Below are 17,751 nucleotides of genomic sequence, written 5' to 3'. Positions count from 1 at the left end.
CTCGCCTTCACGGCGGGGGATCGCGGCCTCAACATCATGCCGCTGTTCCACATCCACGGGCTCATCGCCGGCATCCTGGCGCCGCTCTCGGCGGGCGGGCAGGTGTGCTGCACGCCGGGCTTCAACGCCCTCAAGTTCTTCGGCTGGATGGGGGAGGTCCGCCCGACCTGGTACACGGCGGTGCCGACCATGCACCAGGCCATCCTCGGCCGGGCGTCGCGCAACCGCGAGGTGATCGAGGCCAATCCCCTGCGCTTCATCCGCTCGTCCTCCTCCTCGATGCCACCCCAGGTCATGAAGGAGATGGAGGAGGCGTTCGGGGCGCCGCTGATCGAGGCCTACGGCATGACGGAGGCCGCCCACCAGATGGCCTCGAACCCGCTTCCCCCGAAGCCGCATTATCCCGGTGTCGTCGGCATCGCGGCAGGCCCCGAGATCGCCATCGTCGATTTCGACGGCGAGCCCCTCCCCGCGGGCGAGACCGGCGAGGTCGTCATCCGCGGCGACAACGTGATGGCGGGCTACGAAAACAACGAGCGGGCCAATGCCGAGGCCTTCACGCCCCAGGGCTGGTTCCGCACCGGCGACCAGGGCGTCCTGAGCCCGGAGGGCTACCTCTCGATCACCGGCCGTCTCAAGGAGATCATCAACCGGGGCGGCGAGAAGATCTCGCCGCGCGAGGTCGACGAGGTCCTGATGGACCACCCGGCCGTAGCGCAATGTGTGACCTTCGCCATGCCCCACGACAAGCTCGGCGAGGACGTCGTGGCGGCCATCGTCCTGCGCGAAGGCCAGACCCTGTCGGAGAAGGATCTGCGTGCCTTCGCGTCCGAGCGGCTGGCGCCGTTCAAGGTGCCGGCCAAGATCCACTTCCTCGACGAGATCCCCAAGGGAGCCACGGGCAAGCTGCAGCGGATCGGACTGGCGGAGAAGCTCGGGCTGGTGTGATCGCCGCGCCCGGCAGTCGTTCCGGGGCGCCGCAGGCGAGCCGGAGTCCATACCCGCTGACGGAGCCGTGTTGCCCGCCCGTCGCAGCTATGGATTTCGGGTCCTGCTTCGCAGTCCCGGAACGACGGTCTGGGTGAGGTACCGGGCGATGCACCGAACCCGTCTCAGATCTCGATCTCCGTCCCGACTTCCACGAGCTGCTTCGTTGGAATGCAGTAATGGGATCCGGTGCGCTCCGCGTTGCGCAGCAGGAACGCGAAGACGTGCTCGCGCCAATCCGCCATGCCGCGATCGTCGCTCTTGGGAATGATCGTCTCGTGGCCGATGAAGATGGTCAGGTCGTCGAGGAATTCGCTCGCGAGACGGCCGGATTCGACCGCGCAGCGCAGGCCGTCGGGGATCGAGGCATCCTCCATGAAACCGTAGCGCAGCACGATGCGGTGGATGTCGGGACTCAGGGGTTTGACTTCGGCACGCTCCTCGCGCGGCACGACCGGCTCCTCCTCGTAGAGAGCTGTGACGATGAGGATGCGTTTATGCAGGGCGTGGCTGCGCTCGACGAAACGCGAGAGGTGCAGCGGGATGCCGCTCGTCCCCGATGACAGGAAAGCGGCATTGCCCGGCAGGGTGATGGGCGGGTCCCGCCTCAGTTGCTCCAGGAACTCGGGCTTGGGCTGGCGCAGGCCCTTGCGGGCTGTCTCGACGAGGGTGTTGCCCTTGAGCCAGGTCAGCATCAGGAAGGCGACCGCGGAGGCGAGGACCAACGGAAACCAGCCGCCCTCGAACAGCTTCACGCTGTTGGCGGCGAGAAAGACCGCGTCGATGGCGAGGAAGAACCCGTTGATCGCCAACACCAGCACCGGGTTGAACCCCCAGCGCAGGGCCACGAGCGTGGCGAGCAAGGTCGTGATTGCCATGAGCGTCGAGACCGCGATGCCGTAGGCGCCGGCCAGCGCCTCGGAGGAGCCGAAGATGACGACGGCCGCGAGGGTCGCGACGGCGAGGAGCCAGTTCACCACCGGCACGTAGATCTGACCGCGCTCGTCGGAGGCGGTATGGATCACCCGCATGGTCGGTAGGAAGCCGAGCTGGATCGCCTGCTGGGTCAGCGAGAACACGCCCGAGATGATCGATTGCGAGGCGATGACGGCAGCGAGCGTCGCCAGCGCGATCAGCGGGTAATGCGCCCAATCGGGCGCGAGCCGGTAGAACGGGTTCTCGATGGCGTCGGGCTCGGCCAACAGCAGGCCGCCCTGCCCGAAATAGTGGATCACCAGAGCCGGCAGGACGAGGCCGAACCAGGCCATCCGGATCGCCTTGGCGCCGAAATGGCCGAGATCGGCATACATCGCCTCGCCGCCGGTGACGGCCAGGAAGGCCGCGCCCAGCATCATGAAGCTGACATGCCAGCCGGCATGAAGGAGGAAATCCACGGCGGCGAGCGGGTTCAGCGCCGCCAGGATCCCAGGGGACTGCAGGATGCCGCCGATCCCGAGGAGCGCCAGCACCGTGAACCAGACCACCATCACGGGCCCGAAGATGCGGCCGATGAAGGCCACGCCCTTGCTCTGGATCAGGAACAGCCCGACGAGGATCGTCAGGGTGATCGGCACGACGAAGCGCGACAGGCCGGGCGCGTCGACCTTCAGCCCTTCGATGGCGCTGAGAACGGAGATCGCGGGCGTGATGGCGCCGTCGCCGTAGAGCAGGGCCGCCCCGATGAGGCCGACGACGAGGAGGGTGGCCTGCCAGGTGCCCGGCTTGGCATGACGGGCACCGAGCAGCGCCAGCATCGCCACGATGCCGCCCTTGCCGCGGTTGTCGGCGCGCAGGATGAGGACGGCGTACTTCATCGAGACGATCAGGATCAGCGCCCAGAGGATCAGCGAGACCGCGCCGATGACCGCGATGGGGGTGGGCGGTGCTCCGCCCGACGCCGCTCGGACCGCTTCCTTGAAAGCGTAGAGCGGGCTCGTTCCGATGTCGCCGTAGACGATGCCGAGGGTGCCGAGGACGAGCGCCGGGCGGATCCGCGCCGACGTCTGAGTCTCGTGCTCGGCCACGGTGTCTCTCCGGTTGCATTCGCGTCGCCGGGTCACAACGCGGCCGGAGGCGTTTTCGGCGACGCGGAGAAGGCTTTCATTGAAGCAGAACGTGAATTGCCCGGCCGAACGTGGGTGATGCGGCGGCCGGTCTCAGATCAAGGCGGTCAAGGCCTCGGGGCAATCCCCGCCGCGCGGGATGCAGATGACGGGTGCTTTAATGCGACGCGCCACCGCCTGGGCCACGACCTGCGGGGCCGTGGGTGCGTCCGGGCTCTCGCTGACCACCACGCCCAACAGCGCCACTCCATGGAACCGCAGGGTCTCGACGCCGGTCAGCGCATGGCTGATCGCACCGAGATAGGAGCCGGAGACGAGGAGCGCGGGCAGGCCCAGGGCGTCGAGCCAGTCCAGCCCCGTCGCCGCGTCGGTGACCGGGCTCATCAGGCCGCCGACGCCCTCGATCAGCACGATGGTGCCGGGGGGAGCGGCCGCGATCCGATCGCGGCACCACGCCACGAGATCGTCGAGGTGGAGGCTGCGTCCTTCGCGCGCAGCGGCGAGGTCGGGTGCGAGCGCCGCCGAAAAGCGCCAGGGCGAGCAGGAGTCTACGGCCGCGGGCGTCGGAGCGATCCCCTGCGCGTCGAGCAGGATCGCGGTGTCGCTGAGCGCGAAGGCGGGATCGTCGAGGCCGGGCACGCCGCTCGCCAGCGGCTTCACGGTCAGGACGGGCCGGCCCTGGCTGAGCAGCCGCCGGGTTAGGGCGGCAGTCACGTAGGTCTTGCCGATCTCGGTGCCGGCGCCGGCGACGAAGACGGCGGGCGAACTCACTTTTCCACGAAGGCCTTCTCGATGACGTAGTGTCCGGCCTCGCCGTGATTGCCCTCCTCGTAGCCGCTCGCGGTGAGGAGCTCGCGGGTGTCGCGGATCATGTCGGGTGAGCCGCAGAGCATGAAGCGGTCGGCCTCGACCGACATCATCGGCAGGCCGATATCGGCAAACAGCTTGCCCGAGGTCATGAGGTCGGTGATGCGGCCCGAGTTGCGGAACGGCTCGCGGGTGACGGTCGGATAGTAGATCAGCTGCGCCGCGATGGTCTCGCCCAGGAACTCGTGGTTCGGCAGATCCTGCGTGATCGTATCGCCGTAGGCCAGTTCCGAGACCTGCCGGCAGCCATGGACGAGCACGACCTTCTCGAAGCGGTCGTAGGTCTCCGGGTCCTTGATGATCGACAGGAAGGGTGCGAGCCCGGTGCCGGTGCCGAGCATGTAGAGGTGGCGGCCGGGCATGAGGTTGTCGAGCACGAGCGTGCCGGTGGGCTTCTTGCCGACCATGATCGGATCGCCGACCTTGAGGTGCTGCAGCTTGCTCGTGAGCGGCCCGTTCTCGACCTTGATCGAGAAGAACTCGAGCTCCTCCTCGTAATTGGCCGAGACTACGCTGTAGGCCCGCAGCAAGGGCCGGCCCTCGACCTCGATGCCGATCATCGTGAATTCGCCGTTGCGGAAGCGGAACGAGGGGTCGCGCGTCGTGCGGAAGGAGAACAGCGTGTCCGTCCAGTGGTGCACGGAGACAACGCGCTCCTCGTTGTACTTGCTCATCGGCTGCCTTCGCTGACTCATGGACTAATTCGCCGCGTCTTTTCGCAGGTGCAGCAGGCTCGTCAAGTTCACTGGCTGGGGTGGACCTCTGCGTCGCAGGCACGTCGCCAAGATGTCGCCGCGTCGAATGCGCGAGATGTCTGCCAAAAATTGGCAGGCGCATTGCTGAACACGCACGCCCTGCCAGACAGCGGTGGCTCGATCGTCGAGCATTCGTGAATGCCGTTTCGCAGTCACCGATAGTCATCCTAGAGTTGTCAAAGTTTCCTCAAGGTTTCGTAAGGAGGAGACGCGGGCTGATCCCGCTCGGATAAGGGGCGGAAGAGGGAGGTGGATTTTCGATGCCGATCGATCTGACCGGGCCGTTGGCCTGGACGAAAGCCGATGCCGACGGGAGGCGCATGCTGGAGGCCCTACAGGGCAACATCCTCAAGGGCCACGGCCGTCACTTCACCTCCAACGTCTTCTTCCGGCTCGATCCGAATCGGCGGGAGGACGCCCGGGCATTGCTGGCGCATCTCGCCGAATCGCACGTTACCAAGGCTCTCGATCAGCTCGAAGCAGCCGAGCATTTCAAGACGACCGGCAAGAGCGGCGGCCCCTTCGTCCATCTCGCCCTGGCGGCGGCAGGATACCGAGCGATCGGCTTCGATGCGAACCTGCCTGCGGACGGCGATTTCCTGGACGGCATGCGGTCGCAAGCCAGCCGCGATGCCCTGGCGGACGGCGACCTCTCCCAATGGGAAGCCCCGTTCCGGGAGGAGATCCACGGCATCGTCCTGGCGGCGGAGGAGAACAGGGTGAAGACGGATGCCCTCGCGGCGATACTGGTCGGGCTGATCGAGGATGGTGGCGGAACGATCGTCCACATCCAGCCCGGCACGGCCATCTTCAACGATGACAAGGAGGGTATCGAGCATTTCGGCTACGTCGACGGACGCAGTCAGCCCCTGCTGCTCGCGGAGGACGTCGACGGGGAGGCCGCGACGGTCTGGGACCCGGCCTTCCCGCTCGACAACGCGCTGGTGAAGGATCCCGGCATCGACGACGAGGTGAGCTTCGGCAGCTACTTCATCTTCCGCAAGCTCGAACAGAACGTGCGCGGGTTCAAGACGCGCGAGCGGGAGATCGGCCGCGACCTGGAGGCCGAGAATGCGAAGCGCGTCGCGTCCGGTGCTGCCAAGCCAGGCACCCTCACGGGCACGGACTTCCGGGAACTCGCGGGCGCCTACGTCGTCGGCCGGTTCGAGGACGGCACGCCCATCACGGTGGCGGACAAGGCCGCGGGCGGCAAGCCCCCGAACAGCTTCGACTATGCCGGTGACACAGGCTTCCGCTGCCCCGCCCATGCCCATATCCGCAAGACCAATCCTCGTGGGAGCGGCGGGGGAGAGCCCGAGGCCGAGGAGCGCACCCACCTGCTGCCGCGCCGGGGCATCCCCTATGAGGACGTCAAGCGAGAGGTGGCAGCGAAGGACGTGCCCGAAGCCGAGACCGACGACGCCTTCCTACGGGACGTGGCGCCGCTTTTGCCGGAGGCCGGCGTCGGCCTGCTGTTCATGGCCTATAACGGCGACATGGCGCGGCAATTCGCGTTCACTCAGCGGTTCTGGGCAAACAATGCCGGCTTTCCCTTCGACCCGCCCGGCCCGCACGGGACAGATCCCGTCATCGGCCAGGCGCCTGCACCCGCCCCATAAGCTTCCGGTGGCGTGAGGTAACGAGGCCGCCGGCGCGATCGACGCGCCCTTCTTCGGCTTCGTCACGATGAGGGGCGGCGAGTATTTCTTCTCGCCGAGCCTGACCTTCCTGCGTGGACTCGCACGCCCGACGGCCGCCGTCGCCTGACGCGTGGTCAGAGCGGCTTCAATCCGTCCTCGATCTCGGCACGCCGTGGTTCGAGGAAGGGCGGGAGCGCCAGGCGTTCGCCCAGGGAATCCAGCGGCTCGTCGGCGGTGAAGCCGGGGCCGTCGGTGGCGATCTCGAACAGGATGCCGTTCGGCTCGCGAAAATACAGGCTGCGGAAGTAGTAGCGGTCGACCGGCCCGCTGGAGGGCATGCGCTTGGCCTTCAGGCGCTCGGCCCAGGCCGCATGATCCGCGTCGGGAATGCGGAAGGCGACATGGTGGACGGCGCCCGCCCCCTGGCGGGCCGCGGGAAGGCCGGGTTCGGCGAGGAGGTGGAGTTCTGCCGCGGCACCGCCCTCGCCCATCGCGAAGACATGCACCTCACCTTCGGGCAGCGCGTAGCGGCGTTCCTTGCGCATCCCGAGCACGTCGACGAGCACCGCTTCCGTCCGTCCGATCTCGGCCACGCTGAGACGGACGGGGCCGAGGCCGCGGATCTGGTGCTCGGCCGGCACCGGGCTCTGCGCATAGGGATGGGACGAGCCCGCGCCGCCGTCATCGACGAGGCTGAGGCGTTGGCCCTCCGGGTCCTCGAAGTCGAGGGTGAGGCGCCCGTCACGGGGCTGCGGCTCACCGACCCGGACGTCGTGCCGGGTCAGATGCGCGTGCCACCAGGCGATCGCGGCTGGGCCGGAGACCCGCAATCCGGTGCGGACGATGCTGTTGGTGCCGCGCCACTCCGGCGGGGCCGGCCAATCGAAGAAGGTGACGTCGCTGCCGGGCGAGGCGAGGCCATCCGCGTAGAACAGGTGATAGGCGGAGACGTCGTCCTGGTTCACCGTCTTCTTGACGAGGCGCATGCCCAGCACCCCGGTATAGAAGGCGTGGTTCGCGCTCGCCCGCGCGGTGATGGCGGTGAGGTGGTGGAGGCCGGTGAGGCGCATCGGTGTATCCAGCTGCAGAGCGGGACGACGCGTCGACCCCGCCGGAGGTCGCACCGCTCAGATGGCGCCGACGAGGAGACCGACGCCCGCGAGGGCAAGGCCGGCTCCGGTCAGCCGCAAGGCGGGGCGATCGCCGCCGGAGGCGAGGCGCCCAAGACCGTATCCGAGCCCGAGGCCGACGGCGTGGAGCAGTGCCGTCGCGGCGATGAACCCGAAGCCGTAGGAGAGGGCCGACGCCGCCTCGGGCATCTCCGCGCCATGGGCTTGGCCGTGGAACACGGCGAACAGGCCGACCAGCGCCATCGCGGCGGCCGTGGGCAGTGCGAGGCGCAGGGCCACCGCGAGGCCGATCAGCACGACCGAGAGTGCGATGCCGACCTCGACGAAGGGCAACCCATTCCCCGAAGCGCCGAGCATGCCGCCCACCACCATCATGGCGAGGAAGGCGAGCGGGACGAGCACCTGAGCCCGTCCGCCGATCCGCGCGGCGATCAGGCCGACGCCGACCATGGCGAGCACGTGGTCGAGCCCCATCAGCGGATGCACGAACCCATGCGCCAGACCATGCGCCTCACCCTGCCCGGTATGGGCGAGGACCGGATTCGCCATCAGGGCGACCACGAGGGCGGGCAGCAGGCGCGAGACGGTCTTCATGCGGTGGAATCCCTCGGATGATACGGCGACGCTATGCTGCGAGAACGCGGCCGGCGGCGACCGGTTCGTTCAGAAGTCGGTCGGCCGGCCGGCGGCGACCACCAGCATCCGTCCGTCGCCGAAGGTCCGGGCGGCGGCGCGGCGGATATCGGCCTGGGTCACGTCGGCGACGAGGGCGTTGCGGCGGCCGATATAGTCCATGCCCAGCCCCTCGAAGGCGATCTGCACGAGCTGGTGGGCGATCTTCGTCGAGGTGTCGAAGCCCAGCGCATAGGATCCGGTGAGGTAGTCCTTGGCCTTCTGCAGCTCCTCGTCGGACGGGCCCTCCGAGATCAGCCGGCTCAGCTCCTCGGAGATCACGGTCAGCGCCTCGCCGACGCGCTCGTTCTTCGTCGCCGTGTAACCCCAGGTCATGGCGCTGGCGCGGTGGCTGACCAGCGAGGTCCCGACCGAGTAGGCGAGCCCCCGCTTCTCGCGCACTTCCTGGAAGAGCCGCGAGGTGAAGGAGCCGCCGCCGAAGATGTGGTTGAGGACGTAGGCGGGAATGAAATCGGGGTCGCGCCACGGCACGCCGCCCATGCCGAAGCGGATCACCGATTGCGGCACGTCGAGGTCGACCACGACGCGGCGGCCGAGATCCTGAACCTGCGTCTGAGGCACGGCGTTCAGCGGGCCGGTCTCGTCCAGCGCTCCGAAGGCCCGGTTGAGCGCATCGGCGAGGCGCGCGGCATCGATGGCGCCCACCGCCGCGACCTTGATCCCGCCGCGGCCGATGATGCGGCGATGCATCGCCACGAGATCGTCGCGGGTGATGGCGGCGACGCTCTCGACGGTGCCCGACGAGGGCCTCGAATAGGGATGGCCTGCGAACGCCTCCCTGAAGAAGCGGCGCGAGGCCATCACGCCGGGATCGTTCTGCTGGTAGCGCAGGCCGGCCAGCGTCTGCCCGCGCACCCGCTCGATCGCGTCGGGGTCGAAGCGGGGCTTGGCCAGCGCCAGAGCGAGGAGGTCGATGGCCTCGTCGGCGTGCTTGACGAGCATCTTGAGCGAGCCGCCGACGGCATCGGGGCCGGCATGGAAGCTCATCTCGATGGCGCGAGCCGCAAGCCGCTCCTGGAAGGCATCGGAGACGAGGTCGCCTGCGCCCTCGTCGAGGAGGCGGGCCAGCATCTGGGCGACTCCGGCCTTGCCTTCGGGGTCCTGTGACGCACCACCCTCGAAGGCGAAGGAGAGTGCGATGAGGGGCACGACCGGCGATTCCACGTGCCAGGCCTCGATGCCGGGAGCGGTGGGAACCGGCAGGGCCATCGTCGGCGACGTGGAACTGCTTGTGTCGGCCAGCTCGACCTGGACTGAGTTCATGGGAACCTCGTTGTTCTTGGTCGGTGTTTTTCGGTCGTTGGCGCGGCGTTCGCCGCAGCCGGGATGTCGGTTCGCGTCTCGGTCTCAGGCGTCGGGATCGCGGGCCTTGGTCAGGTGACCGGTCACGGAGCGGGCCGGGACCAGGTAGCGCTCGGCCGCTGCCGCAAGGCGCTCGCGGGTGACGCCCTCGATGTCGGACGGCCAGCGGCGAACCTCCTCGATGGTCTCGCCGATGGCGAGCGCCGAGCCGTAGATGCGGGCGAGCGAGGACTGGCTGTCGGAGGAATAGACCGTCTCGGCTACGAGGCGGGTCTTGGCCCGCTCGATCGCCTCGGCGCCCAGCGCCTCGGCCGGCGCACGGCGCAGGACCTTGTCGACCGCTACCTCGAGCTGCTCCAGGCTGACGCCCTCGGCGGGGATCGCGTAGACGGAGAAGCGGGTGTCGTCGATGGCCGAGCCCATGTACCAGGCGCCGGCATTCACCGCGACGCCCTGCTCCATGACGAGCTGGCGGTAGAGGTAGGAGGTCGAGCCGCCACCCAGAACCTCGGCCAGCAGTTCCAGCGCGTGGCACTCGCCGTCGCGCGCGGTGATGCAGGACGGCGTGAGGTACAGGCGCTGCAGCGTCGGCTGCTCGACCTTGGGGTCGGCGACCGCGATGCGGCGCAGGGCCTTCGGCTCCGGCTCGCGGGCACGCACCCGCACCGGTCGTGACCCTTGCGGCGTGACGCGGCCATAGCTGCTGTCGGCGAGCTTGCGTACCGCATCGGCGGTGACGTCCCCCGCCACCACCAGGATGGCGTTCTCGGGCGTGTAGAACCGCTTGTAGTAGTCGAGCGCGTGGGTCCGGTTCAGTTCCTCGATCTCGTGCATCCAGCCGATGATCGGGATGCCGTAGGGATGGTGGACGAAGAGCGAGGCCGCCATGGCCTCCGAGAGCTGGGCGGACGGGTCGGTCTCGACCCGCATGCGGCGCTCTTCCAGCACCACGTCGCGCTCGGGCGCCACCACTGATTCCTCGAGCATAAGGCCGGTCATGCGGTCGGCCTCGAACTCCATCATGGTGCCGAGGTGGTCGCGGGCGACGCGCTGGAAATAGGCGGTGTAGTCGTAGGACGTGAAGGCGTTCTCCTGGCCGCCGAGACCCGAGACGGCCTTCGAGAAGGCGCCGATGGGATGGCGCTCGGTGCCCTTGAACATCAGGTGCTCAAGGAAATGCGCGATGCCGGATTGGCCGAGCGGATCATCGGCCGAGCCGTTGCGGTACCAGATCATGTGGGTGACGACGGGGGCGCGGTGATCGGGCACCACGACGACGTCGAGGCCGTTGTCCAGGGTGAAGGCCGAGACCTCGGGTCCGCCCGCCTCGGACCGGCCGAACGGCGCCGCCTCGACCCGTCCCGCGCTGGGATGCGTATGAGCCGGAAACAGGGTGGGCGTGTCCTTCCTGAACAGATGCATCGATGATCCCTTGGCATGCGGCGCCCAACGGGCCGGATGCGTTGCCGACGCCCATCGAGCACCACCCGAAGGGCAACTCGTGCGGGCAAATCCCGTACCGGCGTCCGTCTCATGCCGGCAACAGAGGAGAAAACTAGAGCAAGATGCGGAAAAGGGGAGTCCGGTTTTCCGAGATCATCATGCGATCACAAAGGGATAGATTATGCTGCCGGTTACCTGAAACAGGAGCATGCCCTAGTAGCGGCTCTGACTGCGAATATAGTTGCCCGGGTCTGCTTCCTCGCGTTCCCGGCTGGGATTGTTGATCGGATCGCCGTTGGTCCTGGCGATCTTGGCGGGCGCCTTGCGGTAGTCGGTCGGCGGCTGCGTGAGGGCATCGCGGCTCGGCGCGGCCACGGCAGGTTCGGTCTTATCGGCACTGCCGCTCATGAAGCTGAACGGGTTCGACCAGAACGAATCCTTGTTGTCGCCCGGCTTGTACTGGTTCTCGGTGGGGATCTGTGCCCCAGCCCGGCGCCCGGCGCGCATCTCGTCGATGGAGAGGGTCATGTTGTTGTCGTCCATGCGGCCCTGCGCACCACGGACGATGGGCTTGCGGGCCTCGCTCGCCGCGCGCTCGCGCTGGGCGACCTCAGGGTCCTTGGGCCATTGCGGCGACAGCTCCGGCGCGCGCGGCTGCGGCAAGGCCGCCTTGGCGTCGAGCTTGGGCGGCATCACCAGCGGAGCCCGCTCCCGATAGGTGATCGGTGCGCGTTCCTTCTCGACGAGACCGAGGTTGCCCAGAGCATCGCGCAGGAACTCGCCCTGTTCGGCCAGGGCGGGACCCGTCAGCAGAAGCCCCATGAGGCCGATGCCGCTGAGAGAGACGAGGACCCTGCGATGCCCGACCATGTCACCCCACCCTTCCGTCCGGCCCCGCACCCCTCGAACGAGGCGTGCTCAGTCGCGTTCTCGCGCTTTCCCTGATCCGGTCCTGACGGCCTGATCCGGGTTTCGGGCGAAGGTATGGCGCCTTGACCGCACCGCACCAGCCCGGCGCCGCGATGAAACGTCGGTGTGGTCTTTGGATCACATGTGCGGAGGTTTCTGCGCCGGCTCCGTGGATGGCGCTGGCCGCAGGCTGTCGAGCACCAAGCCGACGACGCCGGCCACGATGGCGGCGTCGGCGATGTTGAAGACGTACCAGGACCAGCCGCCGGCATGGAGGTGGACGAAATCGAAGACGGCGCCGTAGGCAGCCCTGTCGATGGCGTTGCCGATGGCTCCGCCGGCGATGAGCCCCAGCGCCAAGGCGAGGAGGCCGGTGCCGGCCCGGCGCATCCAGACCACCAGCGCGACCGACGCCACAGCGGAGATGGCGACCAGGATCCAGCGGCCGAGCGCCCCGTCCTGCTGGAACAGACCGTAGGACACGCCCTTGTTCCAGACGACGATGATGTCGGCATAGGGGCCGAGCCGCCACGGCTGGGTCAGGACGAGGTCCGTGCCGAAATAGAGCCCCAGCTTGGAGGCCTGGTCGAGGGCTAGGGTGAGGAAGAGGGCAGCGAGGCCAAGGCGAGGGGGGGTCATGGGTGTTCGCCTGGAGTTGCGACCCCGTAGCGGAATTCGCGGACGGTCATGATAGCCATCGCTCCCAATCCTGCCGTCCGTGCAGGACGCGCACGATCAGGATTCCGGTGTCCTGCCGGGCGTCTTGCAGTGTGTAGACGACGACGTGGACACCGTAGGGATGGAGACGAACCGGCGGTGTGATCTCTGAGCGCTCGTGGGCGAGACGCGGGTTCGCCGCCACCATGTCGAAGGCCTGAAACAGACTGTTCTGATAGCGTTCGGCCTGCCCGGTGCCGAACGCCCGTTCGCCAAGCACGTAGGTGCTTGCGATGTCGAGGTCCGCGCCATGCGTCGTCTGCCACGTCATGGCTGTCGGGAGGCGGCGGCCATCTCCCTGGACATGCGCGCGATCTCGTCCCTCGACCGGCCGCTCACGCCGCTGGCAAGACCCTCGCTCACCAACTTCTGCAGGTCGGCGATCCTATCGGCGCGCTCCTGATCGCGACGGATCAATTCGCGGACATAGTCGCTCGCATTGCTGTACCGACCGGTGCGGGCGCGGGCTTCGACCCACTCCTTCATTGGATCGGGCAGGGACACGTTCATCGTCGCCATCGGCAGGCCTCCCTCGAAAAGCCTGCCGAGACTTGGCAAAGATTGTCAACATTCCAAGGAATTGGAATCGAATGTGGCCCAGTCGGTCGCATCGACGCACGCGTCGGCCGATGTCCGAGGATCGCGTCACGCAGCCCCTGCCCGCGCCGCATCCCATTCCCGCAACGCCCTCGCGTCCCGCGGCGTCACGTCCGGATAATCCGGGTCGCTGCCGACATCGGGTGTGACCCGCCACGACCGCGCGCATTTGCGCCCCTCGGCCAAGCCTGAGACCACCGCGACGCCGCGGACATCGTCGAGGCGGAAGGCCTCGGCCGGCCCCTCTCCCGCCTCGACTCCAATGGCGGAGGTGATGCAGGTTTCGGCAAAGTCGATCCCGTCGAGGGACGCGAGGAGGTCGCTATCGGCGACGAACACCGTCGGTGCCGCCTCCAGGCTCGCGCCGATCCGCTTTCCCGCCCGCTCGATCTCGAGGGCGCCGGTGACGACCCGACGCACCTTGCGGATCTTCTGCCAGCGCGACGCCAACGCGTCGTCGCGCCAGGATTCCGGCGTCTCCGGCAGGGTCTGCAGGTGCACCGAGCCGTCTTCCGAGGGATAGCGGTCGAGCCAGGCCTCCTCCGCCGTGAAGGCCAGCACGGGTGCCAGCCAGATCGTGACCCGGCGGAAGGTCTCGTCGATCACCTGCAGCGCGGCCCGGCGGGTCTCGGACGAGATCGGATCGCAGTAGAGCGCATCCTTGCGCACGTCGAAGTAGAACGCCGAGAGGTCGCCGGTCATGAAGCCGTTGAGGAGTGCTACGACGCGCTTGGTATCGAAGGTCGCGTAGGCCTCGCGGATCTCGGCGTCGAGTTCGGCGAGGCGATGCAGGATCAGCCGCTCCAGCTCCGGCAGCTCGGCGTGCGGGATCGTTGCGCCCGGCTGGAAATGGGCGAGGGAGCCCAGCATCCAGCGCAGCGAGTTGCGCAGCTTGCGATAGGTCTCCGCGAAGGTCTTGATGATCTCCGGGCCGATGCGCAGGTCATCGGTGTAGTCGGACGCCGCGACCCACAGGCGCAGGATGTCGGCGCCCGAATCCTTGATGACGCTCTGGGGCGCCACGACGTTGCCCTTCGACTTCGACATCTTCAGCCCCTTGGGGTCGAGGACGAAGCCATGGGTGAGCACGATGTCGTAGGGCGCGCGTCCCCGCGTCCCGCTCGACTCGAGCAGTGACGACTGGAACCAGCCGCGGTGCTGGTCGGAGCCTTCGAGATACATCACCGTGTCGGCGCCGCCGTCGCGCTTGCGCTGCACCCCGGAGAGGCCGGGGAACTGCTCGGCGTCGTCGAGCACGAAGGCGTGGGTCGAGCCGGAATCGAACCAGACGTCGAGGACGTCGGTCACCTTCTCGTACTCGGCCGGATCATGGTCGGGCGCCAGGAAGCGCACGCCGTCCGGATCCGTGAACCAGGCGTCGGCGCCCTCCGCTTCGAAGGCGGCAATGATGCGGGCATTCACCGCCTCGTCGCGAAGGACCTCGCTGGTGCCTTTCCTCACGAACACGGTGATCGGCACGCCCCAGGCGCGCTGGCGCGACACCACCCAGTCGGGGCGGTTGCCGACCATGCCGTTGATGCGGTTCTTGCCCTGAGGCGGCACCCACTGCGTGTCGTCGATGGCCTTGAGGGCCACGTCGCGAAGAGTCCTGCCGTCGAGGGAGGCGACGGGCTTGTCCAGGGCGATGAACCATTGCGGCGTATTGCGGAAGATCACCGGCTTCTTCGAGCGCCAGGAATGCGGATAGCTGTGCTTGAGCGTGCCGCGCGCCACCAGCGTCCCGGCCTCCGTCATCGCCGCGATCACCGCCTTGTTGGCATCGCCTTTCTCGCCCTTGGGGGTGAGGACGAGCTTTCCCGTGAAGCCGGGCGCTTCCTCGGTGAGGGCGCCATCCGCATCGACGGTGTAGGGGATGCGGGTCTCGATGCCGCGCGCCTGCAGCGCCCGGCCATTGGCGGTCCAGACCTCGAAATCCTCGCGGCCGTGGCCCGGCGCGGTATGGACGAAGCCGGTGCCGGCCTCGTCGGTGACGTGATCGCCTTCCAGCAGCGGAACCTTGTAGTCGTAGCCGGGGACGTGGCCGGCGAGGGGATGCGCGACCGTGAGGCCCGCCAGTTCCGCGGACGACACATCGCGGAGCCGCTCGAAGTTCTGGACGCGCGCCGCTGCGAAGACGCCGGCCGCGAGGCTGTCGGCCAGGATGTAGGCGTCACCGGTCTTGGCCCAATTCTCCTCGGCGGCCGCGGTGACCCGGTAAAGCCCGTAGGCGACCTTCTTCGAATAGGCGACGGCGCGGTTGCCGGGCATGGTCCAGGGCGTCGTGGTCCAGATCACGACGCGGGCGGCCTCCAGATCCGGCGCAGCTCCCTCGATCGGCCGGAACGCCGCGAAGATCGTGTCGCTGACGTGGTCCTCGTACTCGACCTCGGCCTCGGCGAGCGCCGTCTTCTCCACCACCGACCACATCACAGGCTTCGAGCCGCGATAGAGCTGGCCGGTCGTGGCGAAGGTCATGAGTTCGCGGGCGATGGTCGCCTCGGCGGGAAAGCTCATGGTGGCGTAGGGGCGGTCCCAGTCGCCGGTGACGCCGAGGCGCTTGAACTCCTCGCGCTGCACGTCGAGCCACTGGCCGGCGAAGGTCCGGCATTCCTGGCGGAACTCGATGACCGGCACCTCGTCCTTGTTCTTGCCCTTGGCGCGGTACTGCTCCTCGATCTTCCACTCGATCGGCAGGCCGTGGCAGTCCCAGCCCGGCACGTAGTTGGCGTCGAAGCCGAGGGCGCCCTGGGCACGGACGATGACGTCCTTGAGGATCTTGTTGAGCGCCGTGCCGATGTGGATGTTGCCGTTGGCGTAGGGCGGCCCGTCGTGGAGCACGAATTTCGGGCGCCCCGCCGCCGCCACCCGGATCCGGCCGTAGAGATCGGTGGCGGCCCAGCGTGCGAGGAGGAGTGGCTCGCGCACCGGCAGGCCGGCCCGCATCGGGAACTCGGTACGCGGCAGGAACAGGGTCTGCGAATAATCGCGGGTGGGGCTGGATTCGGTCATGATCGTCTTCTGGCGCGGTCTCGAGCGGAGCGGCCGGGCCGTCTTCCGCGAAAATGGGGGCGATCGACGCTCTCCCGGCATCCGAAGGGCCGCTCGCGCGAGCCCTCAGGCGGAAGCCGGGCTCGTAATTCGGAACGCGTGGGCAGGGCCGCGCGGATCGCCGGGAGCGCACATGGCCTGACCTCTAGCAGCGGCGGGGAGGCGAGGCCAGCGTCCCGGCGGTGATGGAATGCCCCATCGGGATGGGACCTTTTCGAAGCTCGGCCGTTGGTGCTCACCCCGTGACGGCGCCCGGATCTGCGCGAGGCCGCCCGGCACGGCGATCAGCACGAGAGGATACCACCATGAAATATGCGTTGCTCGGCCTCACGCTCGCCCTGGCGACCTTCTCCCTCGCCGAGTCCGTCCAGGCCCAGGGCCTGCCCGGCGGCGTCCGCCGGGGTGCTGCCGAGGGCGACCGGGTCGCCGGGCCGATCGGCGGCATCGTGGGCGGTGCGGTCGGCGGCGCCGTGGGCACCGTCAATGGCGCGCTCGGGATCGATCCGGGCCGGCGCGCCTATCGCACCCGCATGAAGTCGCGCCGTCACGCCCGTCGCCATTATCGCTGAGGCCCCGCGCCGGCCGAAGCCTCAGAGCTGCGGCCGGCGTCCCCGCTCCTGCGAGAGCAGATAGAGCCCGGACGCGACCACGACGGACGCTCCGATGAGGGTCCAGCGGTTGGGCACGTCGCCGAACAGCAGGTATCCGAGCAGCACCGACCACAGAAGCTGCGTGTAGAGGAACGGCGCCAGCACGTTGGCGGGTGCCCGTGCATGCGCCATTACCAACAGCCAGTGCCCGATCGTCCCGAGCAAGCCGACTCCGACGAGGAGCGCCCAGAGGCCGGGAGAACCCGGATCGGTCCAGATCCAGGGCAGCAGCGGCGTCATCACGGCGAGGCCCGCCAAGCCCGAATAGAACATCGTCGTGGCTGTGGAGTCGATGCCGGCGAGCTTACGCGTCGTGATGATGTAGAACGCGTAGCAGAGCATGTTGCCGAGGCTCAGCAGCACCGCAGGCTGGACGGGGCCGATGCCGGGCCGCACGATCACGAGCACGCCGATAAAGCCGACGCCGATCGCCGCGAGCCGACGCGGCGAAGACCATTCCCCGAGCAGAGGCCCCGCGAAGAGCGCCACGGTGAGGGGTGCGGCGAACTGGATCGACAGGGTCTCGGCCAGTTGCAGCTTGCGGAGGGCGAGGAAGTTCAGGGCGGTGGAGCCGAACAGCAGGAGCGAGCGCACTACCTGCAGCCAGAGCCGGCGCGTCCGAACTACGCCAGGCCTCGTCACCGGATTGATGAAGGCCGTGACCATCACCACGCTCACCGCGTAGCGCATGAAGGTGGTCAGCAGGGGATCGACCCCCGCGAGGGCAAGCGCTTTTGCCGAAGCGTCGAGGCAGGCGAAGAAGGCGAGCGTGCCGCACATGAGGGCGATGCCCGCCAGGCGCGGGTTCGCGATGCCCACATCCATTCCTTTCACTGTTCCCCGGCTCCCGATGCCAACGGCCGCGGGCGCGCACATGCCGGGCTTGTCCGGTCGGTATAGGGAGGAGCGGGCCGGAGAGCACCCGCGTCGCGAACAGGGTGGCGCTGCGT

The 17,751-nt window shown here is 68.2% G+C and carries 16 protein-coding genes; 3 read left to right on the top strand and 13 right to left on the bottom strand.

Annotated elements, in window-relative coordinates; all coding sequences use genetic code 11:
• Nucleotides 1-948 (top strand): AMP-binding protein (locus tag ACFE7U_RS03625; protein WP_375408368.1); only part of this gene is annotated, 948 nt, incomplete at its 5' end.
• Nucleotides 949-1,112: 164 nt separating this feature from the next.
• Here ACFE7U_RS03625 and ACFE7U_RS03620 read toward each other — a convergent pair.
• The 3 genes from ACFE7U_RS03620 to ACFE7U_RS03610 form a co-directional block, all read right to left on the bottom strand.
• Complete coding sequence (locus ACFE7U_RS03620) at nucleotides 1,113-3,011, bottom strand: potassium transporter Kup (protein ID WP_375408367.1); 1,899 nt, start codon at nucleotides 3,009-3,011, stop codon at nucleotides 1,113-1,115.
• Between the two features lie 132 nt (nucleotides 3,012-3,143).
• Nucleotides 3,144-3,821, bottom strand: a complete 678-nt coding sequence (bioD, locus tag ACFE7U_RS03615; RefSeq protein ID WP_375408366.1) for a dethiobiotin synthase — start codon at nucleotides 3,819-3,821, stop codon at nucleotides 3,144-3,146.
• Nucleotides 3,818-4,591 carry a ferredoxin--NADP reductase gene (locus tag ACFE7U_RS03610; RefSeq protein ID WP_375408365.1) on the bottom strand — a complete coding sequence of 258 codons (774 nt, stop codon included), beginning with the start codon at nucleotides 4,589-4,591 and terminating at the stop codon, nucleotides 3,818-3,820. The genes bioD and ACFE7U_RS03610 overlap by 4 nt, the downstream gene beginning before the upstream one ends.
• 341 nt (nucleotides 4,592-4,932) lie before the next feature.
• On the opposite strand from ACFE7U_RS03610, the gene ACFE7U_RS03605 reads away from it, so the two are divergent.
• A complete protein-coding gene (locus tag ACFE7U_RS03605; protein ID WP_375408364.1) occupies nucleotides 4,933-6,291 on the top strand; it encodes a Dyp-type peroxidase in 1,359 nt (452 codons plus the stop codon).
• Between the two features lie 155 nt (nucleotides 6,292-6,446).
• Here the strand turns inward: ACFE7U_RS03605 and ACFE7U_RS03600 are convergent, their stop codons facing one another.
• The 9 genes from ACFE7U_RS03600 to ileS all read right to left on the bottom strand — a co-directional run bounded on the left by ACFE7U_RS03600 (nucleotide 6,447) and on the right by ileS (nucleotide 16,112).
• Entirely contained in the window at nucleotides 6,447-7,382 is a 936-nt protein-coding gene (locus ACFE7U_RS03600) for a ring-cleaving dioxygenase (protein WP_375408363.1), read from the bottom strand.
• A gap of 57 nt (nucleotides 7,383-7,439) precedes the next feature.
• Nucleotides 7,440-8,036, bottom strand: a complete 597-nt coding sequence (locus ACFE7U_RS03595; RefSeq protein ID WP_375408362.1) for a HupE/UreJ family protein — start codon at nucleotides 8,034-8,036, stop codon at nucleotides 7,440-7,442.
• Between the two features lie 69 nt (nucleotides 8,037-8,105).
• Nucleotides 8,106-9,398 (bottom strand): M16 family metallopeptidase, encoded by a 1,293-nt coding sequence (locus ACFE7U_RS03590; RefSeq protein ID WP_375408361.1) that lies wholly within the window; start codon nucleotides 9,396-9,398, stop codon nucleotides 8,106-8,108.
• 84 nt (nucleotides 9,399-9,482) lie between these two features.
• Complete coding sequence (locus ACFE7U_RS03585; protein WP_375408360.1) at nucleotides 9,483-10,859, bottom strand: M16 family metallopeptidase; 1,377 nt, start codon at nucleotides 10,857-10,859, stop codon at nucleotides 9,483-9,485.
• Between the two features lie 234 nt (nucleotides 10,860-11,093).
• Complete coding sequence (locus tag ACFE7U_RS03580; protein WP_375408359.1) at nucleotides 11,094-11,750, bottom strand: hypothetical protein; 657 nt, start codon at nucleotides 11,748-11,750, stop codon at nucleotides 11,094-11,096.
• A 177-nt stretch (nucleotides 11,751-11,927) separates the two neighbouring features.
• A complete protein-coding gene (gene lspA, locus ACFE7U_RS03575; protein WP_375408358.1) occupies nucleotides 11,928-12,428 on the bottom strand; it encodes a signal peptidase II in 501 nt (166 codons plus the stop codon).
• A gap of 46 nt (nucleotides 12,429-12,474) precedes the next feature.
• Nucleotides 12,475-12,777, bottom strand: a complete 303-nt coding sequence (locus tag ACFE7U_RS03570) for a type II toxin-antitoxin system RelE/ParE family toxin (RefSeq protein WP_375408357.1) — start codon at nucleotides 12,775-12,777, stop codon at nucleotides 12,475-12,477.
• A complete protein-coding gene (locus ACFE7U_RS03565) occupies nucleotides 12,774-13,025 on the bottom strand; it encodes a type II toxin-antitoxin system ParD family antitoxin (protein WP_375408356.1) in 252 nt (83 codons plus the stop codon). Before ACFE7U_RS03565 ends, ACFE7U_RS03570 begins: the two co-directional genes overlap by 4 nt.
• A 126-nt stretch (nucleotides 13,026-13,151) precedes the next feature.
• Nucleotides 13,152-16,112 (bottom strand): isoleucine--tRNA ligase, encoded by a 2,961-nt coding sequence (gene ileS, locus ACFE7U_RS03560; protein ID WP_375408355.1) that lies wholly within the window; start codon nucleotides 16,110-16,112, stop codon nucleotides 13,152-13,154.
• A gap of 344 nt (nucleotides 16,113-16,456) precedes the next feature.
• On the opposite strand from ileS, the gene ACFE7U_RS03555 reads away from it, so the two are divergent.
• Complete coding sequence (locus ACFE7U_RS03555; RefSeq protein WP_375408354.1) at nucleotides 16,457-16,720, top strand: hypothetical protein; 264 nt, start codon at nucleotides 16,457-16,459, stop codon at nucleotides 16,718-16,720.
• A gap of 21 nt (nucleotides 16,721-16,741) precedes the next feature.
• Here the strand turns inward: ACFE7U_RS03555 and ACFE7U_RS03550 are convergent, their stop codons facing one another.
• Nucleotides 16,742-17,626 carry a DMT family transporter gene (locus ACFE7U_RS03550; protein WP_375408353.1) on the bottom strand — a complete coding sequence of 295 codons (885 nt, stop codon included), beginning with the start codon at nucleotides 17,624-17,626 and terminating at the stop codon, nucleotides 16,742-16,744.
• Nucleotides 17,627-17,751: the final 125 nt, after the last annotated feature.

The sequence above is a fragment of the uncultured Methylobacterium sp. genome (assembly GCF_964251405.1).
GTDB lineage: Bacteria > Pseudomonadota > Alphaproteobacteria > Rhizobiales > Beijerinckiaceae > Methylobacterium.
This window is presented reverse-complemented; position numbering and strand designations above follow the sequence as displayed.